The 21,362-nt window shown below is 70.7% G+C and carries 24 protein-coding genes and 4 pseudogenes; 17 read left to right on the plus strand and 11 right to left on the minus strand.

All coding sequences use genetic code 11. From position 1 onward, the window contains the following. Position 1: 1 nt before the first annotated feature. The 7 genes and pseudogenes from AB0M39_RS01820 to AB0M39_RS01850 form a co-directional block, all read left to right on the plus strand. Positions 2-1,018, plus strand: coding sequence for an MFS transporter (locus tag AB0M39_RS01820; RefSeq protein ID WP_365359021.1), 1,017 nt, complete (start codon positions 2-4; stop codon positions 1,016-1,018). Then, positions 1,015-1,242, plus strand: coding sequence for a hypothetical protein (locus AB0M39_RS01825; protein ID WP_365359023.1), 228 nt, complete (start codon positions 1,015-1,017; stop codon positions 1,240-1,242). Before AB0M39_RS01820 ends, AB0M39_RS01825 begins: the two co-directional genes overlap by 4 nt. Next, entirely contained in the window at positions 1,242-2,360 is a 1,119-nt protein-coding gene (locus AB0M39_RS01830; RefSeq protein WP_365359025.1) for a protein-L-isoaspartate O-methyltransferase, read from the plus strand. Before AB0M39_RS01825 ends, AB0M39_RS01830 begins: the two co-directional genes overlap by 1 nt. After that, positions 2,357-2,971 (plus strand): hypothetical protein, encoded by a 615-nt coding sequence (locus tag AB0M39_RS01835; protein WP_365359027.1) that lies wholly within the window; start codon positions 2,357-2,359, stop codon positions 2,969-2,971. The genes AB0M39_RS01830 and AB0M39_RS01835 overlap by 4 nt, the downstream gene beginning before the upstream one ends. Then, the gene (locus AB0M39_RS01840) at positions 2,968-4,347 is read left to right on the plus strand and encodes a phosphotransferase (RefSeq protein ID WP_365359028.1); all 1,380 of its coding nucleotides are present in this window, start codon (positions 2,968-2,970) and stop codon (positions 4,345-4,347) included. Before AB0M39_RS01835 ends, AB0M39_RS01840 begins: the two co-directional genes overlap by 4 nt. A gap of 41 nt (positions 4,348-4,388) precedes the next feature. Beyond that, positions 4,389-4,958: a class I SAM-dependent methyltransferase gene (locus AB0M39_RS01845; RefSeq protein WP_365359030.1), complete on the plus strand. Its 570-nt coding sequence runs from the start codon at positions 4,389-4,391 to the stop codon at positions 4,956-4,958. Positions 4,959-5,217: 259 nt separating this feature from the next. Next, positions 5,218-5,391, plus strand: a pseudogene (locus AB0M39_RS01850) (transposase); the annotation flags it as partial. 12 nt (positions 5,392-5,403) lie between these two features. On the opposite strand, the gene AB0M39_RS01855 reads toward AB0M39_RS01850, so the two are convergent. Together AB0M39_RS01855 and AB0M39_RS01860 are read right to left on the minus strand one after the other, a co-directional pair. Continuing rightward, complete coding sequence (locus AB0M39_RS01855; RefSeq protein ID WP_328906080.1) at positions 5,404-5,910, minus strand: DinB family protein; 507 nt, start codon at positions 5,908-5,910, stop codon at positions 5,404-5,406. A gap of 120 nt (positions 5,911-6,030) precedes the next feature. After that, a pseudogene (locus AB0M39_RS01860) lies at positions 6,031-6,222 on the minus strand (integrase core domain-containing protein); the annotation flags it as partial. A gap of 209 nt (positions 6,223-6,431) precedes the next feature. Here AB0M39_RS01860 and AB0M39_RS01865 point away from each other — a divergent pair. Continuing rightward, the gene (locus AB0M39_RS01865) at positions 6,432-7,442 is read left to right on the plus strand and encodes a quinone oxidoreductase (RefSeq protein WP_365359032.1); all 1,011 of its coding nucleotides are present in this window, start codon (positions 6,432-6,434) and stop codon (positions 7,440-7,442) included. Between the two features lie 297 nt (positions 7,443-7,739). After that, entirely contained in the window at positions 7,740-8,087 is a 348-nt protein-coding gene (locus tag AB0M39_RS01870) for a VOC family protein (RefSeq protein WP_365359034.1), read from the plus strand. 58 nt (positions 8,088-8,145) lie between these two features. Here AB0M39_RS01870 and AB0M39_RS01875 read toward each other — a convergent pair. Then, positions 8,146-8,295 (minus strand): annotated as a pseudogene (locus AB0M39_RS01875) (Tn3 family transposase); the annotation flags it as partial. A 14-nt stretch (positions 8,296-8,309) separates the two neighbouring features. Between AB0M39_RS01875 and AB0M39_RS01880 the strand changes: the two are divergent. Further along, a pseudogene (locus tag AB0M39_RS01880) lies at positions 8,310-8,471 on the plus strand (IS5/IS1182 family transposase); the annotation flags it as partial. Between the two features lie 123 nt (positions 8,472-8,594). Then, a complete protein-coding gene (locus tag AB0M39_RS01885; RefSeq protein WP_365359036.1) occupies positions 8,595-9,101 on the plus strand; it encodes a DUF6624 domain-containing protein in 507 nt (168 codons plus the stop codon). Between the two features lie 318 nt (positions 9,102-9,419). Here AB0M39_RS01885 and AB0M39_RS01890 read toward each other — a convergent pair whose 3' ends face one another. Next, positions 9,420-9,611: a hypothetical protein gene (locus AB0M39_RS01890; protein ID WP_365359038.1), complete on the minus strand. Its 192-nt coding sequence runs from the start codon at positions 9,609-9,611 to the stop codon at positions 9,420-9,422. A 667-nt stretch (positions 9,612-10,278) separates the two neighbouring features. On the opposite strand from AB0M39_RS01890, the gene AB0M39_RS01895 reads away from it, so the two are divergent. From AB0M39_RS01895 to AB0M39_RS01915, 5 genes are all read left to right on the plus strand, one after another. After that, the gene (locus AB0M39_RS01895; RefSeq protein ID WP_365359039.1) at positions 10,279-10,470 is read left to right on the plus strand and encodes a hypothetical protein; all 192 of its coding nucleotides are present in this window, start codon (positions 10,279-10,281) and stop codon (positions 10,468-10,470) included. Between the two features lie 132 nt (positions 10,471-10,602). Then, positions 10,603-11,148 (plus strand): MauE/DoxX family redox-associated membrane protein, encoded by a 546-nt coding sequence (locus AB0M39_RS01900; protein WP_365359041.1) that lies wholly within the window; start codon positions 10,603-10,605, stop codon positions 11,146-11,148. Beyond that, the gene (locus AB0M39_RS01905) at positions 11,145-11,684 is read left to right on the plus strand and encodes a S26 family signal peptidase (RefSeq protein ID WP_365359043.1); all 540 of its coding nucleotides are present in this window, start codon (positions 11,145-11,147) and stop codon (positions 11,682-11,684) included. Before AB0M39_RS01900 ends, AB0M39_RS01905 begins: the two co-directional genes overlap by 4 nt. Further along, positions 11,672-12,226: a TlpA disulfide reductase family protein gene (locus AB0M39_RS01910; RefSeq protein WP_365359045.1), complete on the plus strand. Its 555-nt coding sequence runs from the start codon at positions 11,672-11,674 to the stop codon at positions 12,224-12,226. Before AB0M39_RS01905 ends, AB0M39_RS01910 begins: the two co-directional genes overlap by 13 nt. An 8-nt stretch (positions 12,227-12,234) precedes the next feature. Continuing rightward, positions 12,235-14,088 (plus strand): ABC transporter ATP-binding protein, encoded by a 1,854-nt coding sequence (locus AB0M39_RS01915; protein WP_365359047.1) that lies wholly within the window; start codon positions 12,235-12,237, stop codon positions 14,086-14,088. Between the two features lie 382 nt (positions 14,089-14,470). Here the strand turns inward: AB0M39_RS01915 and AB0M39_RS01920 are convergent, their stop codons facing one another. Continuing rightward, positions 14,471-15,391 carry an RNA polymerase sigma-70 factor gene (locus AB0M39_RS01920; RefSeq protein ID WP_365359049.1) on the minus strand — a complete coding sequence of 307 codons (921 nt, stop codon included), beginning with the start codon at positions 15,389-15,391 and terminating at the stop codon, positions 14,471-14,473. Continuing rightward, on the minus strand, positions 15,388-16,593 hold the full coding sequence (locus AB0M39_RS01925; protein WP_365359051.1) for an FAD-dependent oxidoreductase: 1,206 nt from the start codon (positions 16,591-16,593) through the stop codon (positions 15,388-15,390). Before AB0M39_RS01925 ends, AB0M39_RS01920 begins: the two co-directional genes overlap by 4 nt. 357 nt (positions 16,594-16,950) lie before the next feature. Between AB0M39_RS01925 and AB0M39_RS01930 the strand changes: the two genes are divergently transcribed. Continuing rightward, positions 16,951-17,673 (plus strand): alpha/beta hydrolase, encoded by a 723-nt coding sequence (locus AB0M39_RS01930; protein WP_365359053.1) that lies wholly within the window; start codon positions 16,951-16,953, stop codon positions 17,671-17,673. 320 nt (positions 17,674-17,993) lie between these two features. Here AB0M39_RS01930 and AB0M39_RS01935 read toward each other — a convergent pair whose 3' ends face one another. From AB0M39_RS01935 to AB0M39_RS01955, 5 genes are all read right to left on the minus strand, one after another. Then, positions 17,994-18,221, minus strand: coding sequence for a hypothetical protein (locus tag AB0M39_RS01935; RefSeq protein WP_365359055.1), 228 nt, complete (start codon positions 18,219-18,221; stop codon positions 17,994-17,996). Between the two features lie 462 nt (positions 18,222-18,683). Continuing rightward, positions 18,684-18,992, minus strand: coding sequence for a hypothetical protein (locus tag AB0M39_RS01940; protein ID WP_365359057.1), 309 nt, complete (start codon positions 18,990-18,992; stop codon positions 18,684-18,686). Continuing rightward, positions 18,973-19,935 carry a hypothetical protein gene (locus AB0M39_RS01945; protein WP_365359059.1) on the minus strand — a complete coding sequence of 321 codons (963 nt, stop codon included), beginning with the start codon at positions 19,933-19,935 and terminating at the stop codon, positions 18,973-18,975. Before AB0M39_RS01945 ends, AB0M39_RS01940 begins: the two co-directional genes overlap by 20 nt. Position 19,936: 1 nt before the next feature. Beyond that, positions 19,937-20,338, minus strand: a complete 402-nt coding sequence (locus tag AB0M39_RS01950) for a hypothetical protein (protein WP_365359061.1) — start codon at positions 20,336-20,338, stop codon at positions 19,937-19,939. 128 nt (positions 20,339-20,466) lie between these two features. Next, positions 20,467-21,177, minus strand: a complete 711-nt coding sequence (locus AB0M39_RS01955; RefSeq protein WP_365359063.1) for a restriction endonuclease — start codon at positions 21,175-21,177, stop codon at positions 20,467-20,469. Positions 21,178-21,362: the final 185 nt, after the last annotated feature.

Raw genomic sequence — 21,362 nt, forward strand, 5'->3', positions numbered from 1 at the left:
GATGTTGAACGCTCCGGCCGACTCCCCCTCGACGCCCCACTCCCACGCCGACGCCCTGCCCTCGTTGTGGCGGCACCGCGACTTCCGGCGGTACCTGACCGGGCAGACCGCCGGCGTGGCCGGCAGCTCGATCAGCTCGATGGCGATCCCGATGCTGGCCGTCCTCGAACTGCACGCCACCACGGGGCAGGTCGCCATGCTGGCGTTCCTTGGGCAGCTCCCGCCAGCGCTGCTCGCGCTGCACGCCGGCGCGCTCGCCGACCGTTACTCCAAGCGCCGGCAGATGATCATCGGTGACCTGGCCAGCGCCGCGGCGCTGGCGACGGTGCCGTTGGCCGCTGCCCTGGGAGTGCTGACCCTGGCGATGCTCAACACGCTGTGGGCGCTGTACCTGCTGCGGGTCCTGGAGATGAGCGCGACCTCGTTCGGCGTGGTCCTGGGGCTCGGCGCCCTGGGCGCGGCCGCCGGCACTCTGTCCGCCCCGGTCCTCGCGCGGCGCTACGGGCCCGGGCCGATGATGCTCGGCGCGCTCGCTCTCACGCCGCTCACCCAGGTCCCGCTGCTGCTGGCCTCCCCCGGCATCGGCTGGGAGACCGTGATCGGCGGCGCGTTGTTCCTGCAGCTGGCCTGTGCCGCGGCGGCAGGCACCACTCAGCGCTCGATCCGGCAGATCGTCACCGAGGACCGCATGCAGGCCCGGATGCAGACGGTGAGCACCTGGCTGACCTCGGGGGCCCGGCCGTTGGGGGCGCTGCTGGCCGGTGGGCTCGGCACGTGGGCCGGGGTGCGGCCCGCCTTGGCAGCCGGCGCCGGTCTGCTCGTGGCGCCGCTCGCGGTCCTGGCCTGTTCGCCGCTGCGCGGCCTGCGGCAGATGCCCGATCCTCCGCTCCGGTCGGATGCCTCGGGCGATGCCGGGGCCGGGCCGCCCGCCGGTTCCCGTCACGTCGTGCCCGCCCCCGGGCCGGGGCGCGCCATGGACGTCGACCGGGAGGGTTCGATGGACGGAGAGAGGCCGTGACGCAGCTGAACAGAGGCAGTTCCGAGGTGGCACCCAGCGCCTCCGCGCTGCCGGAGCCGCGTCCCCCGGGGCCCGCCCTCGCCACGTCCCGCGAAGGCGCGGCAGCCGTCGGCGCGGGTGTCTCGGCCGCGCGGGCGGCGATGGTGGCCCGCCTTGAGGAGTCCGGTGATCTGCGCGCCGGTCCGGTGCGCGATGCGCTGCTCGCCTTGCCCGGGAGGTGCTGATGCCCCAGGCGTACGTGCGCCGCTCGGCTCCTGACGAGGTGCCACCGCGTTGGGATCTGCTGGACTGGGCTCGGGCCGAAGACCGGGACGAGTTGCTGCGTCTGCTCCACAGCGGGGACAGCGTGTCGGTCCAGCACGGGGGCGAGCCGCTCCTCGGCCGGGTCCCCGGCCCCCGGCACGGGGGCTCCATGACTGCGATGTCGAGCACGATGGGCATGACCGCAGACCTGTTGGGCGTGCTGGATCTACGGCGGGGCCAGCGGGTTCTGGACGTCGGCACCGGCGCGGCGGTCACCGCGGGGGTGCTGTGCTTCGTCTGCGGGGACGCAGGGGTCGTCACGCTCGACATCGACCCACATGTCGGCGCGGCCGCGCGAGCCCGGCTGGCCGAGCTCAGGTATCGGCCCGTCGTGGTGACCGGAGACGGGATGGCCGGTTGCCCGGGCGGTGCGCCGTTCGACGAGATCTTCGTGTCCGGGGCGCAGTTCGACCGGATCTTCGTGTCCTTCGCCGTGTCCCGTGTCCCGCCTGCCCTGGTGGCCCAGCTCGCACCGGGCGGCCGTGCCCTCATGACGGTGGGCACCTCTTCGCCGTCGTGGCCGGGCCTCGCCGTAATCACCAAGACCGCGACGGGAGAAGTGGTCGCCGAGCTCCGCGCGGTGGAGTCCGGGCATCGCGGCGGTGTGGGCTTCGACCGGCTGTTCTTGTCCGCGGGCTTCCGCGAGCGGATTGCCGCCGGCGGAGGCCGCTGGACCCAGCGCAGCCGCCTTGTGCCCCCGGCCGACACCGATCGTGGCATGTGGCTGGCCTTGGACCACCTCTACCCGGGTCTCGTCCGCCACTTCGGCGCGGACGGTCTGACCATCGGCGCACCCGGGTGCGGGTCCTGGATGCGGGCGCGGCCGGTCGGGCGGCGCCGCTGGGAGGTCACGGTCGACGGGCCGCGCGACATCTGGGCGGAGATCCACGACGTCGCCGCCCGGTGGCGGGCAGCGGGCTCCCCTCACACCTACCGCCTGCAGATCGACGCTGGCGGCGCCCAGCGGGTGACCACCAGCTGCGACACGCTCGCCTGGTCCCTTCCCGACCCTTCTCGTACCTCTGGAGACGCACAGTGACAACCCGACGTGGCGGACCGGCCGCCGAGTACGCCGCCTGTGGGGAAACGCTCTTCGGCACGACGGCTGCCGCGTACGCCCGCTACCGGCCGGGAAAGCCGGACGCTGCCGTTCGCGTGCGTGCCGCTCCCCTGCATGGTGTGCCGGCCCCGGTGCCGGTGGACCTGGTGACCAGGACGGCTCAGGTACCGTGCGCGCCGCTGACCGTCGTACGGCGGCTCGCGCACGTCGATCTGATGGACGCCCACCCGGGAGTGCTCGCCCAGGCGATGGCGGAGTCGAGGGCCGTCCTCGGGGCGGGCACGACCTCCTCGTACGGCGAGGTCCGCACCGTCACATCGCAGCCGGCCGACCGGGGCCCTGATCTGATCGCCTGTCGCCGGGCGTTCCTCCGCTTCCCCGTGGCCCGCCCCTGGACACCCGAGACGGTCGTCGGCCATCTTCGCCGCACCTCTTTCGCCCCGCCCGATCTCTTCTCGGACCGGCACGAGGCGTTCGAATTCGAGGCCAGGACCCGCCAGCTGCTCGACGCGTACACAAAGCGCGGAGTGCTGCGGGAGGCAGCGGCGCTCACGGTGCTGCTGGGCCGCCGGCCCGGGAGCGCGCGGTGAGCGGGCAGCAGCGCCACCGGGAGCCGGTCGACGTGCACCTGATCCTGCGCCGCGACGGGGATGCGGGCGCGGAGATCCTGCTCTCTCGCCGGGCCGGGGACGTCTACGCCTCGGGCCTGTGGCACCTGGTCTCGGGACACCTCGACGGACCGCATGAGGACGTCGTCGACGCGCTGATCCGCGAGGCCGCGGAAGAGGCCGGCGTGACCATCGACCCGGCGGAGGTTCGCTTCGCGGTCGCCGTGCACCACCGCGGCCCTGGCGGCAGGTCCAGGACCGGAATGTTCTTCGAGGTTCGCGTCTGGCAGGGCGCCCCTTGGGTCCGGGAGCCGGCTGTGTGCGACGCGATGGGCTGGTTCCCGCTCGACGCTCTGCCGGAGCCGATGGTCGCGTACTGCCGGGCCGGGCTGGACGCCTACCAGTCCGGCCAGATGATGGCCGTGCACTTCCAGGAGCCCACCGACCCGATCGCCTACGACCCGGCTCTCGACCGGCGCCGTCCCGTCCCGGTGGTCGGGACGTCCGGACCGGACAGCCGGGTGCGGGAGTTCACCGAGCGAGCCGTCGGGCGCATCACCGGCTGGACGGACGTCTCCTGGGCGCGGGAGGGCAGCCGCGTGTGGCGGGTGCACGGCGTCGAGGGAGGGGTGTGGTTCGTCAAGGTCCACCAGAACGACCGCTTTCACCGCAGGGAGGTCGACGCCTACCGCGGCTGGGTCCCGGAGCTGGGGGCAGCCGCGCCCCGCCTGGTGGCCGCCGAGCAAACGCTGCGCGCCGTCGTCATCACCGCGGTGCCGGGACGGTCCCTGCACGGAGCCGTTCACCCGCCCGCCGAGCAGCGGCTGATCTTTCAGCGCATCGGTCAGCTCGCGGCGGCCATCCACCGAAGCACCCCCTCGCATCCAGCCCCCGCCGGGACCGCGCTGCCGGGCAAGTGGGAGCGGCGCCTCGCAGCGGCTCTCCCTCACCTCGCGCCCGGGGACGAGGACTTCATCCGCGCCATGGCCGCGACGGCGGCGGAGCTTCCCGGATTGGAGACGAGGCCGACACACGGCGACTTCCAGCTGCGAAATCTGCGCTGGGACGAGGCCACCGGCTCCTTGTACGTAATCGACTTCGAGCGGAGCGAGGAAGGCCCGGGCGTACGCGACTTCGTGCGTCTGTCCGACGCCTGGGCCGACCGGCCGGACCTCTTCGCGGCGGTGATGGACGGCTACGGCCGCCCGTTCACCCCAGCCGAAGAGGCGCATCTGGCCGTCCTCTCCCTGCTCGACGCCGTCTCCGGCATCCAGTACGGCGCCGCCCACGGAGATCTGGAGCTCCTCGAACGCGGCCGCCGCACCCTGGCCCGGCTCCGCGCCACGGGCCGCCCATGAACAACACCCCTACCGCATGAGACCAGTTGAGGAGCAGCACCGTGGAGTACGTCGTCCGCGAGGAGTGGACCAAGCACTATGCCGACGGGAAGGGCTTCCGGCAGTTGGGCGACAGGGAGCGGGCGCTGCTCGCCGAACACACCCCTGTGCCGGACGGCGGTGGACGGGCACTGGACGTGGGATGCGGCACCGGCGGCCTCTCGCTCTACCTCGCCTCGCTCGGCTACGAGGTGGACGCCGTCGACTTCGCCGACAGCGCGCTCGACCACGCCCGTCAGGACGATCCGGACGCCGCAAGGGTGCGGTGGATCTGCATGGACATCGAGCGGGACGACCCGGTGGACCTGTGCGAGGACGGGTACGACCTGATCGTCCTACGCCTGGTGGTGCCGTTCTTCACGGATCGCACCCGGATCCTGCACGGCCTCGGTCAGCGGCTGCGACCCGGCGGCGCCCTGGTGGTCATCACGCCCACCGCCGAGGCGACGCCTGAGGAGCGGCGCGGCATCGCGCTCGACGACGACGAGATCACCTTGATCGCCGGGAGCTGGAAGACATACGAGCGGGAGGACGCGGACGGTCTCGCCTTCCTGATCCTGCGCGAGCCGTGACATCGCGCCACCCGGGCGGTGGAGCGGAAGCGGGTCCGTCCGACCCTGCGGCGACCGGGCCTCGGTGATCGTGCGGCCAGCCTGGATCCGCAGCGTCCGCGACTTCATCCACCGCACCCGCACCGAACTCGGCATCGCCGCCTGACGTACGTCCCCCTCCTCAAGGTGGGGGACGTACGACCGAACGTGCTCAGCGGCGTACGACTACGTCGTGCACCACCGCGTATGGGCCTGTGTGCTCAGCCGTCTGTTCGAGCCGGGACGGCCCGCAAGGGGCTTCGACAAGACGATCTACAGGCGAAGGAACGAAGTTGAGCGGACGATCAACGCGTTGAAGAACTCCCGGGCTGTGGCCACGAGGTTCGACAAGCGCGGCTCCATCTTCCACGGCACCGTCACGCTCGCCTCGATCAGACTCTGGCTCCGCCCGTGATCTCCGCCGGATCTAGTAGCCGGTTGTACCGTCGAGCATCTCGCGCAGGATGTCCAGGTGGCCGTTGTGGCGGGCCGTCTCCTCGGTGAGGTGGTGCAGGATCCAGCGCAGGTCGACGTGGAGGCCGTTACGGATGGTTCCCTGGGCCTGCTTGTCCAGGTCGTTCCCGGCGACCAGTTCGCGGTAGCGGGCGCTCTGTTCGGCGTACTCGTCGAGCAGCTGCGTGAGCGGGAAGTCGACGGCGATCCGCATCTCGCGGTCGGGGTCCTCATCCGTCATGGGGGCGCGGTCTTCCTCGCCGAGGAAGATCACCTGGAACCAGTAGTACTCGACCCAGCGAAGGTGGTTGATCACTCCGCTCATGGTCATCAGCGGTGAGCCCGGCAGGAGCGCCTTGCGGGCGTTCTCCGCAGAGACGCCTTCGCACTTGGCGCGAGCGGTGCCACGTGCGTAGTCGAGAAACGTGGTGAGCTGGGTGCGCTCGTCCCACGCGGGCGGTGTGTCATCGATTCTTGTCATCGCGCGAAGCATCCCCGATCACCACGACCCATGTCGAGGCATTTCGCGGAGGGCCCCTGCCCCACCCACCGCCGACCGCCCGACATGATCCGCCAGACAGGCCCTAGTTGTATTGCCTCGTTAGGTGACGCGGCTTGCGGGTGGTTTGCCTGTGAGTGCGGTGTGTCCGCGGTGGTGATTGTAGGAGTGGAGCCAGCCGGGGAACGCTTCGCGGCGTTCGATGTCTGACCGGTAGGGGCAGGCGTAGGCCCATTCGTCGAGCAGGGTGCGGTCGAAGCGTTCGACCTTGCCGTTGGTCTGGGGCCGGTAGGGCGGGACGGCTGGAGCGGTCACCCATGCCCGCTTCGCCCAGGGCGCAGTACCGGTATTCGTCGACCCTTGACGGCCTCGGTCTCCTGTCCCAGACCCGGGTGCAAAGCAGGCGTCTCAGCTCTCGGCGGGGGCGGCGGGCTGGTCTGCTTGCCGGGAATCAGATCGCCATCAACGGGGTTGGTGGGGGATGAGCCGTTATTGGAGGGGTCATGCGAGCGATTCAGGTGTACGAAGTGGGCGGTCCCGAGGTGCTGCAGGAGGCCAAGGTGGACCAGCCGCGGCCGGGTCCGGGCGAGGCGGTCGTGGAGGTCGCCGCATCCGGGGTCAACTTCCTCGACGTCTACCACCGCGAAGGCCGGTACAGCCTCCCGCTGCCGTTCACCCCGGGCGCTGAGGGCGCCGGCACGGTCGTCGAAGTTGGACCCGGCGTCGCTGACGTCGCAGTCGGGGACCGGGTCGGTTGGGTGGAGATTCCCGGCACATATGCCGAGCGGGCCGTCGTGGACTCCTCCCGGCTGGTGCCGCTGCCCGACGACATCGGCTTCGAGACAGCCGCCGCCGTGCTCCTCCAAGGCATGACCGCGCACTATCTCGTCAAGGACGCCTACCCGGTTCAGGGGGGCGACACGGTGCTCGTGCATGCGGCTGCTGGTGGCATGGGGCTGCTTTTGACCCAGCTCATCACCCATCTCGGCGGCAGGGTGATCGGCACGACGTCGACCACGGCGAAGGCCGAGCTGGCGAAGCGTGCCGGGGCCGCTGAGGTGATCCTTTCCTCCACAGTCGACGATCTCGCAGCCGAGGTGAAGCGGCTCAACGGCGGTCAGGGACTGCCGGTTGTCTTCGACGGCGTCGGCGCGCACACCTTCGATGCGAGCCTCGCCAGCCTGCGAACCCGCGGCCATCTCGTGCTCTTCGGCGCGGCAAGTGGTGCCGTGCCGCCGTTTGATCCGATGCGGCTCGCCCACGGCGGTTCGCTGACCCTGATCCGGCCCAGCCTCGGGGACTTCATCGCCGATCGGTCCGAACTGCTCCGACGGGCCGCCGATGTGTTCGAGTGGGTGCGCTCCAAGGCGCTTGAGGTCACCGTAACGGGCCGCTACGCACTGTCCGAGGCCGCCCAGGCCCACAGCGATCTGGAGGCTCGGCGTACCACCGGCAAGCTGCTCCTCGTACCCGATGCGGCCGCTATTGGACGCCGCGAGGAGACGCAGAGCTGATCGCGGGTGCCGAGGTCGGGGATCTTGGAGACTGAGATGTCGAGGGCATGGCCGACCGTCATCGCCAAGATCCCCGACACCGTCAGGCACTCAGCAGGCCAAGATCAAGTTCTGGCGGGTTTCTGGCGTATCTGGGTCACACCCCTTCAAGATCCCTCAGCCGAGACCTGGCTCACCCCGTCCACAACCTCCCGGGGCAGAACACCGGGCGTGTTGCGAAAGTGCGTGCGGTGACGGACGTCGCGTAGTACTCCTGGGGAGACCTAGAGACACGTTTGTTCTCACTTGGAGTCGTCGATGGCCGTTCGTCGTGTCGTGCCCAACATCCAGTCGGAGGCCGCGCAGGAGAGCCGGGATTTCTATGGCCTGCTGGGCTTCGAGGAGGTCATGAACCACGGCTGGATCATGACGCTCGCCTCCCCGTCCAGCCCGGCAGCGCAGATCAGTGTCATGACCAGTGACAAGACCGCGCCTGTCGCCCCCGACATGAGCGTCGAGGTGGACGACGTGGATGCGGCCTATGCGGTCATGCGGGAGAGCGGTGCGGAGATCGTGCACCCCTTGCAGGATGAGGAGTGGGGCGTGAGGCGGTTCTTCGTCCGCGATCCCAGCGGACGGGTGGTCAATGTGCTGGGCCATCGGTGACGGCCCTATCCGCGCCTCTGGTGAAAGTGCTGGTCACAGCCACTCACGGCCACCCGCATCAGGTGGTGGGCTTCACCTCGGACGTGTTCTTCAGCAGGCCTTCGATGATGTAGACGGCCTCCCACACCCCGCACGGGATGAAGCGCGTGAACAGCGCGATGTGTCCAAGGCGCAGCGTTGACGATCCCGCCCGGCTAGACGTACCGCACGCTCGCCTCGGCCGGCTTCGACAAGACGATCTGCGAGCGAAGGAATGAAGTCGATCGGACGATCAACACCCTCAAGAAATTCCGGGCCGTGACCACGAGGTTCGACCAGCGTGCCTACGTCTTCCAGGATGCCGTGACTGTCGTAGCGATCTGGCTCTGGCTTCGGGGGGGGTAGATCCATTATGCCCGTGCGGGGAGGCGCGGGTCACCGTTCTCCGGAATGATTTTTACGCCTGATTTGCGCCTTTAGGCTTGCGGGCAACGGGCACAACGCACGTACCTGAGTTGGGAGTTGAGAGTGGCGCACGACGTTGCCGCGCTGGCCGCGGAGCTCGCGGACATGGCTGCGGCCGATCACCAGTCCGCAGTCCGCGCGAACAGCGATGACCCCGCCGAACAACTGGCCTGGCGGCGGCTGACCGCCCGGCACGGCGACCGGCTGGGCGAGATCATGGATGAATTCGGCTGGCCGACGGCAGAACTGGTCGGTGAGGAGGCCGCACGCGCAGCATGGCTGATCGCCCAGCACGCCGACCGACAGCTCGATGTTCAGCGGCGCGCCCTCCATCTGATGCAGCAGGCGGTGTCGGCAGGCTCGGCTAGCCCGCGCGAGCTGGCCTTCCTGCGCGACCGCACGCTGGTCAACGAGGGCCGCAAGCAGGTCTACGGCACTCAAATCGCCGACGTGAAGGACGGGGCGCCGATTCCGTGGCCCTGTGAAGAGCCCGAGCGCATGAACGAACTCCGTGCAGAAGTCGGCATCGAGCCTTTCAACGAGTACGTTGCCAAGTTCTCCCTGGCCTGACGCGCTGTTCCCAGTCGCGCGCTGCGGACGTCCGCACAGACCAGGGCAAGCGACGCGAACCTATTCACGCAGACCACGATCCGAGTCCCACAGACGGTTGCTTCCACGGGCACGACGACGCGTCCGTACTCGCTGGATTCCTGCGTGTCCTGCTCAGTAAGGCACCGAGCCGTGAAGTCGCCCTCGCGCCGTGCCACCAGGCCGCTGAACAGTACGGCGGTCTAGCTTCAGTTGCGGTCCCCCGGCCGGACCAGCCTTTCCGGATGTACGGTCGTCCGCGCCCACCTGACATGGACCCCCGACAACACCCATGCACATTCAGTAGCGCAGGCTTTCGAATTCGCCAGCGTGCGGTCCATCGATCTCCGCATCCGGCTGCGGGACCGCTTCGATGTCGTAGTGGGGCTCCAGGAACAGCCCTTTGTACTGCGGCCGCGGATCGGCTGCGGCCACGGTCGTCGCCTTCGCCTCCTGGTGGCGTCGCAGCTGCTGGACCGCAGTGGTGGTCATGTGGATTCCCCTCCCGTGGCGCGCAGCTCGCGCGCGGACTGGCCTCCTGGCCTCGTCGTCCCGTTGCAGACAGGAGACGCGAGCCGGCCACAGAGATCATAAGCTCCGGCCGGCCGGAGCGGCCCGCCATTCCCCCCGTAGTCGGTCACTGCCGATGTCACCGCCCCTGCCGGGACGGTCGCGCCGAGGGAGCCGGTCATGCTGGTCATCACGCAGCTCAGCCAGTCGCTGTTCGACGGCGACCCGGTGCCCCAGCGTCAGCGCGGGCACCCGGCGCTGCCCCAGTCCACGACGCATGAGCCGCCTTGTGTTCCCGCCTCGCCCTCGCTCGCGTCACCGATCTGCTGCGGCCGCATCTCCGCCCGCATTCGCCATGCGGACATCGTGAGCCGTCCTGTCACACGCGGACAACGCCGATCCCATCCTCCGCCGTCGGCTCCGGACAGGATCCGGACAAGCCTCTGACCAGCCCGGACAAGGAGCGGCGTGTCCGGGACACAGCTTGCCGTTGCCGCGGCCGGCTCTGTGCCCACAAGCTCGGATCAGCCCGCCGGGCGAGACCGAACAGGGTCCGCACACCGGCCGGTGCCACGCCGTACACGGACCGGAACCGAGCCGGGCGCGGCGGGCGATCCCACGAAACCCACGAAGGAATCGGAGGAAGGGCATGCTCGTACAACTGCGGACGATCTCGGATCGTCTGCTCGACACGGTGGCCCCGAAGACGAGTGCGTCGGCGGCCGACTGCTGGCAGAGCGAGTGCATCCGCCGCCGCTGCCTGGGACGCACCACCACGCTGATGTGGTACGAGGTGTGCGAGGACTACCAGGAGGTCGGCTACTGCGGCTGCCGCATGTAACGGGCGTCGCCCACTGCGTGCCACCGCATCTGCAAGGCACCGGCTCCGCCCGGCCCGCGCCGGGTCGGAGCCGGTCTCCAACGACCGGTCTTCAGCGCCGGGCGCTCCGCCGGCGGGAGGGTTTTCGCTCCGATGAACTATGTGATCGTCAGCGGCCGGGTCCTGCTCGGCCTCGTCTTCCTGTGCTCGATCGCAGGCAAGGTCCGCTCCACTGACGCGTACCGCGCCTTCCGGCTCGCGGTAGCGCAACTCGCCCCGCCGCTGCGGCGCAGGACGAAGGCCGTGGCACCCCTGGTGATCGCCGCCGAGGCGGCCGTGCTGGTGGCGCTCGTCGTCCCCGCGTCCGTGACCGTCGGCTTCGCAGCGGCCGCATTCCTGCTCGTGGGGTTCGCCCTGGCCCTGACCAGGGTGTTGCTGCGGAAGGAGAACGTCGCCTGCCACTGCTTGGGCGGCTCCGAACCCGTCGCCACCCGGCACGTCGTGCGCAATGTGCTGCTGGTCGGCGTGGCCCTCGCCGGACTGGTGGGACGGCCCGACACGGCGGAGACGGCGACCGGCTCATGGGCGGGACTGCTCCTGGCCGTCGGCGTCGGGGTCCTCCTCGCGCTGTTCACCGTGACCCTCGACGACCTGGCTCACCTGTTCGGCCCGGTGGACCCCGAGGAGGCCAGGGCATGACGCGAGCCCCCGCCGCTCTCACGGCGCTAGGCGCCGGGTGCGCAGTGGCCGGCGCGGTGGCACTGGTCCGCCGGTTGTACGTCGTCGTCACCGTCCAGGGCGAGAGCATGACTCCCACCCTCGCCGACGGCGACCGGGTCGTCGTCCGCCGTACCCGGCTCGCCGCGGTCCGCAGTGGCCAGCTCGTCGTGTCCGGGCCGCCCGCCGGCGAGCGCTGGGACCGTCTCCCCCTGCCCGCGTGGCTGGTCAAACGTGCCGTCGCCGTTCCCGGGGACCGGGTGCCGAAGGACGCGGGCCCCGCACTGCGGGCGCTGGCCGAGGAGCATGTGCCGGACGGACGGCTCGTTCTGCTCGGAGACAACCCGCGGCGGAGCCTGGACTCCCGCCAATGCGGCTACTTCACCTCCCGCCAACTGCTGGGCGTAGTCGTCCGCCGGCTCCCGTGCGCGGCAGCCGGTGACGGCCGTTCCCCTTCGTCGCCCGGCCACGACGTCCGGGCCGTCCCCGGAAGGACCAACCCACCATGGCGTACCTGACCGCCGTCGTGACGCTGTTCGGCCTGCTGAGCATCGTCAATCTGATGCTGACGCTCGGGGTCGTCCGACGGCTGCGCACCCAGCGGCACGGGTCCTCGCCCGCCGCCAAGGGCGACCCGTTCCAGGGCTCGGGTCTCTCCGTCGGAGAGACCGTGGGCAGATTCTCCGTGAGCGACACCGAAGGCAGGCCGTTGACCCGCGACAGTCTGCACGAGGGAATGCTCGTGGCCTTCCTGTCCCCTGGCTGCCTTCCCTGCGAGGAACTCCTCCCGAGCGTGGTGGAGTTGAGCCGCGTAGCGGGACCGGGTCAGGTCCTGGTCGCCGTCGTGCTGGACGAGGACGGCGAAGCGCGGCCCGATGCCTTCGTCGCCGCACTGTCCCCGGTGGCCACGGTCGCCGTGACACGTCTTGAGGGCGAGCTGACCCGGGCCTTCGCCATCGAGGGCATGCCGACCGGCGTCCGCATGGGCCCCGAAGGCCGGATCGCGGCCAGTGGCCGCGCCCTGCTACGCGTCTCGCACCCGACGAAGGCCGGTGCATGAGCGGGAACATGAGCAAAGGTCCGGGCCGCCGTACGCGCGGAGGGAATGAGCAGCTCGCGCCGCGCGACGCGTTCGTCGCCGCCCGCAGTGCGCTCTCGCTCGCCTGGCGGTCGGCGCCCGCGCATCTGACGGGCCTCGTGGCCGTCGCCGTCGCTGCCGCCGGGGTACCCGTGGGAGTGGCCTGGCTCACCCGGCTCGTCCTGGACCGGCTGACCGGTGTGAGCCAGGAGGCTCTGCTCGGGCTGGCTCTGGGGCTCGGCCTGCTGGGGCTGGTGGCGGCGCTGCTGCCACACCTCAGCCAGTACCTGGGCGCACGGCTCAACCGGGCTGCGGGAATGCGGGCGGTGAACCGGCTCTTCACGGTCGTCAACTCCTTCGGCGGACTCGCCAGGTTCGAAGACCCCCGGTTCCAGGACCGTCTGCGGATGGCTCAGTCCGCGGGCAGCCAGGCCATCGGCCGCGTCGTGGAGACCGGGCTGAGAATCGCCGGCGGTGTCCTGAGCGTCGGCGGGTTCGTCGTCGCGCTCTTCGTCATCAGCCCGGTGATGACCGGACTCGTCTTCGCGGCGGCCGTGCCCGCGCTCGTGGCCGAGCTCCGGCTGTCCCGACGCCGGGCGAAGAGCGCCTGGCGCATCAGCTCGGCGCAGCGGAGGGAGTTCTTCTACCAGTCCCTGCTGTCGAGTCTGGACGCGGCCAAGGAGATCCGGCTCTTCGCGGCCGGTGACTTCTTCAAGGACCGGATGCTCGACGAACGGCGCACGGCCGACGTCGAACGGCGGCTGGTGGAGCGCAGGGAGCTCGTCACCCAGTCCGGCCTCGCCCTGCTCAGCGCCCTCGTCACCGGAGGCGGACTGGTTTGGGCGGTACTCGCGGCGAGGCAGGGACGGTTGACGGTCGGCGACGTCTCCATGTTCGTGGCCGCTGTCGTCGGTGTGCAGGGCGCGTTGTCCGGTCTCGTCGGCTCCCTCGCCGATGGGCACCATCAACTCCTCCTGATGAACCACTACATGGCGGTCCTGCAGGCCGGACCGGATCTCGAACCGCCGGCCGGCCGTGCACTCCTCGACGGGCTCCCCGCACTGAGCCGGGGCATCGAGCTGCGGGACGTCTGGTTCCGGTACGGCGACGACCGCCCCTGGGTACTGCGCGGCGTGAATCTGTTCATCCCACGCGGCACGGCCGTCGCCCTGGTCGGACACAACGGCGCCGGGAAGAGCACGCTGGTCAAGCTGCTGTGCCGGTTCTACGACCCGACCCGGGGCGAGATCCTGTGGGACGGGGTGGACATCCGCCGGGTACCGGTGCACGAGTTGCGCCGTCGGCTCGGCGCGGTGTTCCAGGACTACATGAACTACGACCTCACGGCCGGCGAGAATATCGCCGTCGGCGACGTGCGGGCGCTCGACGATCCGGCGAAGCTGACCACCGCCGCGCGGGAGGCCGGTGTGCACGACGTTGTGGCGAAGCTGCCGCACGGCTACGACACCATGCTGAGCCGCGTCTTCGCCGCCGGCGACGCCGATGACGACGCCGGGGCACAACTCTCCGGGGGCCAGTGGCAACGCCTCGCCCTCGCCAGGGCGTTCCTGCGCACGGACCCCGACCTGCTCATCCTGGACGAGCCCAGCTCGGGTCTGGACGCGGAGGCCGAGTACGACATCCATCTGCGGCTACGGCGATACCGGGCGGGCCGCACCAGCCTGCTGATCTCGCACCGGCTCGGTGCGGTCAGGGACGCGGACCGGATCGTCGTGCTGGCCGACGGCCGGATCACAGAGGAGGGCTCCCACGCAGAACTGCTCGACGAGGACGGTACGTACGCCCGGCTCTTCACCGTCCAAGCCAACGGCTACCAGCACTGACGTAGCGCTCTTCGCGAGAATGCGGATTCGCTCGCCCTGCGAGCCGTCACCACGCGAGCCCCCCGCCCAGCATCATCGGCACACGCCTCGCACACCAGCGGGGACTTGCCCACTCCCGCCTCGCCGCCCAGCGGCACCGCGCTCGGACGGCCCTCGACCGCGTCCGCCAGACGCCTCAGCTCAGGAGCCCGCCCGGCGCACCAGCCCACGCCCGGAACGGCGAACCTGCTGGCGGGCGGCCGGGCGCACTCCTCCGACAGGCCTGGACAGCGGGCAGGCTCACCTTCTCGGGCGAGGGCCGGCGCGGACGCGTTCGGCGACCGACCACCTGTGATCGGGCAGCAGCCTGCCCGCGCCCGGCGACAGCTCACGGTGACGACGCTCACCGAGTCCCGATGTCGTAAGCGGTGCCGTCGCCGACGGCCTGGAGTTTGTCCGGGTTGGCCACGTTGTGGATGCCCGTGATGCGGCCGTCGGCGCCGAAGTCGAACGTGACGGTGGCGATCACGCGTCCCGGCGCGCTGAAGACGATGCCCGGCCCGCCGTTGATCTCGACGAGCTCGGCTTTCATGTCGGCGGGCTCGATGCCCTGGTACGTGACGGTGCCGATGGCCGCGAACCAGTTGGCCACCGTGCTCGCGCCGACAACCGGGCGCAGGGCCTGGCGGACCTTGCCGCCGCCGTCGGTCCACAGGGTGACGTCCGGGGACAGCAGTTCCATCAGGGTGTTGATGTCACCGCCGGTCGTGGCGGCGAAGAACCGCTCGGTGGCCTCGCGCTGCCGGCTCCGGTCGGCTGCGAAGCGTGGCCGCCGGGCCCGCACGTGCTCGCGGGCCCGGTGCGCGGCCTGACGCACCGCAGGCTCGGAGCGTTCCACCGCCTCGGCTATCTCGGCGTGGCTGAAGTCGAAGACCTCCTTGAGCACGAACACCGCGCGCTCCAGCGGGCTGAGCGTCTCCAGCACCACCAGCATGGCCATCGACACGGACTCGGCGGTCGCTGCGACCTCGGAGGCATCCCCACCGGTGAGGATGGGCTCCGGCAGCCACGGCCCCACATAGGTCTCGCGCTTGTGCCGCGTCGAGCGCAGCCGTTCCAGTGCCAGGTTCGAGACGATCCGCGCCAGGTACGCCTTGGGGTCGGCCACCTGCGAGCGGTCCGCGGCGGACCACTTGATCCAGGCGTCCTGGACTGCGTCCTCGGCGTCGGCCGCGGTGCCCAGAAGGCGGTAGGCCACGGAGAACAGCAGGCTGCGGTGCTCGTGGAAGACCTGCTGGTCGGGGTGGGCTGACAGGTTGGTCACCGGGCCTCCCGGACACGGGTGTAGCGGCCCCCGCGGGGCCAGAACGCGCCCGAGGCGGGCATCTTCTTCATACGGCCAAAGGTCGGCCAGGGCGAGGCGGTCACCGTCTCCTTGTACCGGACGGCCATGCGGCCGGTCAGGCAGATCCGGCGCGGGCTGTCGTCGGGGCGGGTGAACTGCACCACGGCATCGCCGCGTCCCAGGCTCACCGGCGTGTGGTAGTAGCCGAAGCGGAACGGCTTGGGCTGCTTGCCCTTGAGCACACGGTCGATGGACAGCGCGGCGTGCACCCCGGTCGGCATGCCGCCCTGGCAGGTGCCGTGCATCACGCCGTAGCCCTGGCGGATCGCGGCCGCGTCGCCGATCGCGTACACGTCGGGGTGGGACACCGACCGCAGTGCGGCGTCGGTGACGATGCGTCCGCGCTGGTCGACGGCCAGCCCGGCGGCGGCCGCCAGCGGCGACACCCGCGTGCCGCTCGTCCACAGGACCGCGTCGGCGGCGATGCTCTCCCCGCCTGCCAGTTCCACGCCGTCGGGCAGCACCTTCACCACTTCCACCCCGGCGCGTACCTGGACGCCCAACCGGTCGAGCGCGGCGTGCACGTACGCCTTCGCCTTGGGCTTCATGGCCGCACCGGGCTCGGCCCGACCCAGCAGCACGACGTCCAGCTCCGGGTGCCGCTCGGCGATCTCCGCGGCCGACTCGATGCCGGTCAGCCCGCTGCCGCCGACCACCACCGTGCCGCTGCCGAGCTGCCCCAGTCGCTCGGCGAGCGCCTCGGCGTCCTGGGCGCTGCTCAGGGGGTACGCGTGGTCCTCGACGCCCGGCACCGCCGACGCGTCGGCCACACTGCCCAACCCGTACACCAACGTGTCGTAGTGCAGGACCCGGTCGTCGTCGATCCGCACCGTCTTGGCGTCCGCGTCCACCGCCGTCACCCAGCCCCGTACGAATCGCGCCCCCGTGCCCTCCAGCAGCTCGGGGATGCTCAGCTCGGCGAGCTGCTGCCCGGTCGCCGTCATGTGCAGCCGCATGCGCTCGGTGAACCGCTCCTGCGCATTCACCACGGTCACCTGCACGCCTTGGCGCCGCTTGCCCCGCGCCGCCAGTTGGACGGCCGCGGACATGCCCGCGTACCCGGCCCCCAGGACCACCACACGGTGCGTGACCGTCATGCCGGTTCCCTGCTGTGTGCTCATCGTTCCGTCCTCCTCCATCGCTGCCTACGACCACCAGATGGAAGCGGACCGCCCGTCTGTGACAGGAAGCCGATGTGATGCACAGCACAGTCTGAATCGATGTCCGTCGATAGAATTTCTCAACCACACGGCCTAGCCCTTTGGGCGAGTAGCTCCGTGGCATCCGGCCGCGGAGCCTCCGCGGAAATCCGTTGGCGGACCACGGAGACCGCTGCTAGTTTCCGGGAGGCCGTGCGAGAGAACGAGGAGGTGGTACCCGTGAACGCAGTATCGACATGGGTGCTCCCCTCCGGGGTCACGGTCGGGCGATAGGTCGTCCGGGAGCGCCGTTCACGAGCACTCCCGAAAGGCACGACCATGCACTTCACTTCCGAGCAGCGCCTCGACGACGGCGTCCTCGAACGCGAATTCACCCTCGGCGAGATCCCCGGCACCCTGTGGACGCCTGGATCCGCACCGGCTCCGCTGATCCTGATGGCCCACAACAACGGCCTGCCCAAGGGCGAGTCCCGGCTGGTGGCCCGGGCCCGGCACTCCGCGGCGGCCTACGGCTACGCGGTGGCCGCCATCGACGCGCCCGGGTGCGGCGACCGGCCCCGTTCCGCCGCCGACGAGCAGGCCCGCGCCGGCATCCGCCGGGCGATGCAGGCCGGCGAGCCGGTCGACGAGATCTTCGAGTCCTTCATCGGCCCGCTGGTCGAAAAGACGGTGCCGGACTGGCAGACCACTCTGGACGCCCTCCTCTCCCTGCCCGAGATCGGCGGCCCGGTCGGGTACTCGGGGTGGACCGCCGTGGGCATTCGGCTGGCGGTGGCCGAGCCGCGCATCGCGGCCGCGGGCTTCTTCGCCGGGGGCTACGTGCCCCGCGCCCAGCGCGAGGAGGCCCGGCAGGTCACCATTCCCCTGCTGTTCCTCCTGCAGTGGGACGACGAGGGGAACCCCCGCCAGCGCGCCCTGGACCTGTTCGACGCCTTCGGCGCCCAGGAGAAGACCCTGCACGCCAATATGGGCGGCCACGTCGGCACGCCCTGGTTCGAGGTGGACGACGGGAACAGGTTCTTCGACCGGCATCTGAAGTGACGCCGGGCCGCCAGGCCGGCGCAAGACGGTAGGCGGTGTCGGAGATGGCGAACGCCTCGACTGGATGACAGGGCGACTGGCTTCACTGTCCAAGGACATCGCCGGCCCCGTGCGCGCCCAACCCGCTGACCTCGCCCGCCGATTCCGTCACCTCACGAGCCGCATTGCATCGGTTCCCCGTCTACCGCGGCCGAGCTCGGGCCCCATCGGGCTGCACCGTCCTGATCGTCGGCAGGGCCGCCGAGCGCCGATCTCCACCCCGGACGCCACCGTGGGCATCCGGAGCGGAAGACCGACGATCAGCGACGTACGTCACCTACCTAACCGGACGAAGCCGTCGTCGTAGAAGACGGCACGGAGGCCGTAGACGCCGGGACGGGCGTCGGAGCCTGCTGCTCAGAGCTTCCGGGCCGGGGCCCAAGAAGCAGATACAGCACCGTGACGACGGCCACCCCGACGACGAGCGCTACGCCTTTCTTCTCATCCTTGAAGCCGACGTAGGTTGCCAAACCTCCCAGGACAAGCACGACAATGTCCGTCAGGGTCATGGGGACCTCCCAAGTCCAGACCCTGGGCCCGCCCGCCGCGAACCGCCAAGTACTCGACGGGTGGGCCCACTCCCCCAGCCACTGAATGTGGCCTTGTCGACACAGTACGTAGGCGCATTTCAAGCTCTGCGCGCGCTCCCTCTGAGCCCCCGTCACGCCTGAGGCTCATGGGTCGGCGGACGTCTCGGGTAAACGAGCACCGGCCTTTCCAGCCGTCAAACCAGCACTCACAGGGCGCCGCGGCAGCGATCACGAAGCAGCCGTCCGAGTCTCGAGCCCTCGCCGGCGCCATTCCGCCCGAACGACTGTCCGGACGTCCGCGCCGAGCCGCACCAGCAGGACGACCGCCGCAACGCGCTGACGATCTCGGTAGCCGCGCGGCGTGCGAACCGGGAAGCCTGAGTCCCAGCTGGTCCTCTCGCGCCCAAGGCGCAGGCGCCCTTTCCCCGGCCCGCTCCGTGATCAGCCCTTGCCTGGGCGACGGGCCTGACGGTCGGAGGAGCCGGGACGCGTGGCAAAGCCCGCAGACTCGCGGATCCTGGTCAGTGTCTCGCTGAGCTCGTCATTGAGCCGCCGCCGTCGTTCCACGGCTTCGCTCAGGTCGCCGGCCGGCGGGTTGCCGGAAGGCTGATCGAGCCTTTCGCGCAGCTGGGCGAGGCGGGCCGCCAGTTCGGGATGCGGGTCCTGCAGATCCGTGAGATCACTGCGTGCTTCCAGCGCCTCAACGCAGCCACGGGAGCTCGCCCGGGAGTCAGTGTCCCGGCCCTTCATATCTCTGTCCCGTCTGCAGCAGACGAGTCAACTCCGCACCGACCGGCCGAGTCACGGGGCCGGACACCTCGAGGCCGAGCTCCCGGGCGAGCGCCGCTGTGTGAAGTCGGCAGACGGCTTCTACGAGCGTGGCGTACGCATCCGTGGCAGCTCGGGCGCGGCGCCAGGCAGTGGCGGTGATGGCGGCGGCCAGCAACGCCCCCGGCCACCACAGGGCGCCGACAGCGCCGTAGAGGAGCCCCCAGCCGGCGAGGCTGGCCGCCCGGGTGAGATCCCCACGAGCGGCAGTCACCTCGGTGCGGGTCGCGTCCGGGACGCTGAGCCACAAGTGCGGCCATACCGTGGCGAGATCCAGGTCCAGGTCACGGTCGAGTCGTGTGGCGACCACCGCCAGGCGATCCCCCATCCACGTGGGGCGTTCGGGGAGTTCGGGGGCGATACGCACGAGTGCGGCATAGGCGGTCCCCAGGCCGTCCGTCGGGAGCGGCTGAGCGCTTCCGCCCGCGCGGTGAGCACGGGCTCGGGCTGCGGCGGCCTCCTCGCGCTCGCGGGCGTAGCGCTCGCTCGCGGCGAGCCACTGTTCACGGCGGCGCGCGACCCGCCGCCGAGCGAGGCGGCGGGCCCGCTTGGGCCACTGCTCCCAGTCGGCCGCCAGCGCCAGCCGCTCGGCCAGTGAGCCGAGGGCCTGCGCGGCGAGCCCGGCAGCCGCGGCAGCCAGCAGCAGGCCAAGCAGTACCAGTGCTATCCGACTTGAGGAATGGGGCTGCGCCGCGGCGGCCCACTGGTCGAGCCGACGGCTCAGCCGGGTCAAGTCGACGGGGTGAGCGTGGCCCAGGGTCTGCGCGGTCGCCAGGGCCGCGAGGTACAGCGCACCGGGCAGAACGAGCAGGGTCAGCCAGCGTTCAGCGATCCTCTTGCCGAGCTCTGCCAGGAGCCCGCCCATCTCACAACCGCTCAGAGAGCATAGGGCTGCCGCCGATGTCGCAGACGGGCGGCGCCTCGGCCCGAGGCGACAAGACGTAACGGGCGCACCGGCGGTCTGGGCACAGATACACGGTGTCCCTCGGTCGAATTCGGCTGAAGTCCCCTAGCGTCCTGGGCACGGCAGCTCGTCGCACATTGCCGTATACGCCCAGCGCGTCGCCACTCCTCTGGAGTGCGCCATGCAGGGCGTGGATGAGGCTGTCCACCTCGCCGCCGGCGCGCAGGGCGGCGAGCAGTCCGTCCAGCGGGCCGGTGTCCCCCGCCTCGTCCAACTGCTGGCGAATGTCGTCCAGTTGGCCACACACGTAAGCGATCGCCCGGCCGACCGGATCGACGTCGGCTTCCCCCTGGTTCACGTCCACCTGGCCACCGTAGCGAGGAGCAGACCGCCGTGGTCCTGTTTATCGGACTACTCCCTACTTAAGCCACGTCCGAAGCCGACAGACGGTCGTACGCCGGGAGCGGCGGAGCGGCTTGCCCGGATGGAAGCTCAGGAGAGGGCGGTCGGTCTGCGGGGCGGCGGGACGGCGCGGAGCAGCTCCCACAGCGGGCGCGAGCCGGACGCCCACGCCCCGAGGGTGTGGCGGTCGACGACGTGCAGGCGCTGCTGCTCGGCGAAGGCCACGGCCGGGGCGGTGACCCGGCCGTTCGTCACGATCACCGCGACGTCGGCGCCGTGGACCTGGCGGGCGGTGCCGTTGAGGACCTGGAGGTCCGGCGTGCCCACCGCCGAGCCGGACAGGCCGTTGCGTCTGTGCTTGCACTGGATCACCCAGCGCCGCCCGTAGGGGTCGGTCGCCTTCACGTCGGCGCCCAGGTCCCCGCCTCCTCCGACGCGGACCGCGTCCTGGCAGCCGTCACGGCGCATCAGGTCTCGTACCGCGTCCTCGAACCGGGAGTGGTGCAGGGCGTCCAGCTGGGCCAGCCCGTAGCGCAGGCTCTGCGCCCGGACCGCTTCCCACCGCGCCTGCTGCTGCCTCTGGTGGAGCCAGGCGCCGCCGGCCAGCGCGGCGAGGGCGCAAAGGGCGACCAGGATCCACCAGTGCGTCAGCAGCCAGTCGACGACGGCCACCACGATCACGACGCCCAGGAGGAGCGCGACCAGCTGGCCATCCGCACGCTTCCGCCTGCCGGGCCTGCGGGTGCGGCGGCGCGGTGGCGGGCGTCTGGTCGACGCGGCCCGGCGCCTGCGGGGGCTCATCGGCCGGCCTGCGTGACGACGACGGCGAGCAGCAGCGCCACATTGATGGTCAGCAACCGTCCAGACCTCCCCCAGCGAACGGCCGTCACCGCACAGAAACGGGCAGCGCGCCGCCTCAGCCTTCTTGTGTAGTGGCGCGGTGGCGACGTCGCAGGGGTGTTGCCGGCGAATGGCACGAAGGCGAT

Source organism: Streptomyces sp. NPDC051907 (assembly GCF_040681075.1).
Lineage (GTDB): Bacteria > Actinomycetota > Actinomycetes > Streptomycetales > Streptomycetaceae > Streptomyces.

Bases quoted from the DNA above. Each gene is read 5' to 3' on its own strand.
- AB0M39_RS01900 (WP_365359041.1), top strand. From the start codon at position 10,603: ATGAACTATGTGATCGTCAGCGGCCGGGTCCTGCTCGGCCTCGTCTTC.
- AB0M39_RS01925 (WP_365359051.1), bottom strand. From the start codon at position 16,593: ATGAGCACACAGCAGGGAACCGGCATGACGGTCACGCACCGTGTGGTG.
- AB0M39_RS01870 (WP_365359034.1), top strand. From the start codon at position 7,740: ATGGCCGTTCGTCGTGTCGTGCCCAACATCCAGTCGGAGGCCGCGCAG.
- AB0M39_RS01915 (WP_365359047.1), top strand. From the start codon at position 12,235: ATGAGCAAAGGTCCGGGCCGCCGTACGCGCGGAGGGAATGAGCAGCTC.
- AB0M39_RS01930 (WP_365359053.1), top strand. From the start codon at position 16,951: ATGCACTTCACTTCCGAGCAGCGCCTCGACGACGGCGTCCTCGAACGC.
- AB0M39_RS01910 (WP_365359045.1), top strand. From the start codon at position 11,672: ATGGCGTACCTGACCGCCGTCGTGACGCTGTTCGGCCTGCTGAGCATC.
- AB0M39_RS01830 (WP_365359025.1), top strand. From the start codon at position 1,242: ATGCCCCAGGCGTACGTGCGCCGCTCGGCTCCTGACGAGGTGCCACCG.
- AB0M39_RS01940 (WP_365359057.1), bottom strand. From the start codon at position 18,992: ATGAAGGGCCGGGACACTGACTCCCGGGCGAGCTCCCGTGGCTGCGTT.
- AB0M39_RS01945 (WP_365359059.1), bottom strand. From the start codon at position 19,935: ATGGGCGGGCTCCTGGCAGAGCTCGGCAAGAGGATCGCTGAACGCTGG.
- AB0M39_RS01890 (WP_365359038.1), bottom strand. From the start codon at position 9,611: ATGACCACCACTGCGGTCCAGCAGCTGCGACGCCACCAGGAGGCGAAG.
- AB0M39_RS01865 (WP_365359032.1), top strand. From the start codon at position 6,432: ATGCGAGCGATTCAGGTGTACGAAGTGGGCGGTCCCGAGGTGCTGCAG.
- AB0M39_RS01955 (WP_365359063.1), bottom strand. From the start codon at position 21,177: ATGAGCCCCCGCAGGCGCCGGGCCGCGTCGACCAGACGCCCGCCACCG.
- AB0M39_RS01855 (WP_328906080.1), bottom strand. From the start codon at position 5,910: ATGACAAGAATCGATGACACACCGCCCGCGTGGGACGAGCGCACCCAG.
- AB0M39_RS01935 (WP_365359055.1), bottom strand. From the start codon at position 18,221: ATGACCCTGACGGACATTGTCGTGCTTGTCCTGGGAGGTTTGGCAACC.
- AB0M39_RS01905 (WP_365359043.1), top strand. From the start codon at position 11,145: ATGACGCGAGCCCCCGCCGCTCTCACGGCGCTAGGCGCCGGGTGCGCA.
- AB0M39_RS01820 (WP_365359021.1), top strand. From the start codon at position 2: ATGTTGAACGCTCCGGCCGACTCCCCCTCGACGCCCCACTCCCACGCC.
- AB0M39_RS01895 (WP_365359039.1), top strand. From the start codon at position 10,279: ATGCTCGTACAACTGCGGACGATCTCGGATCGTCTGCTCGACACGGTG.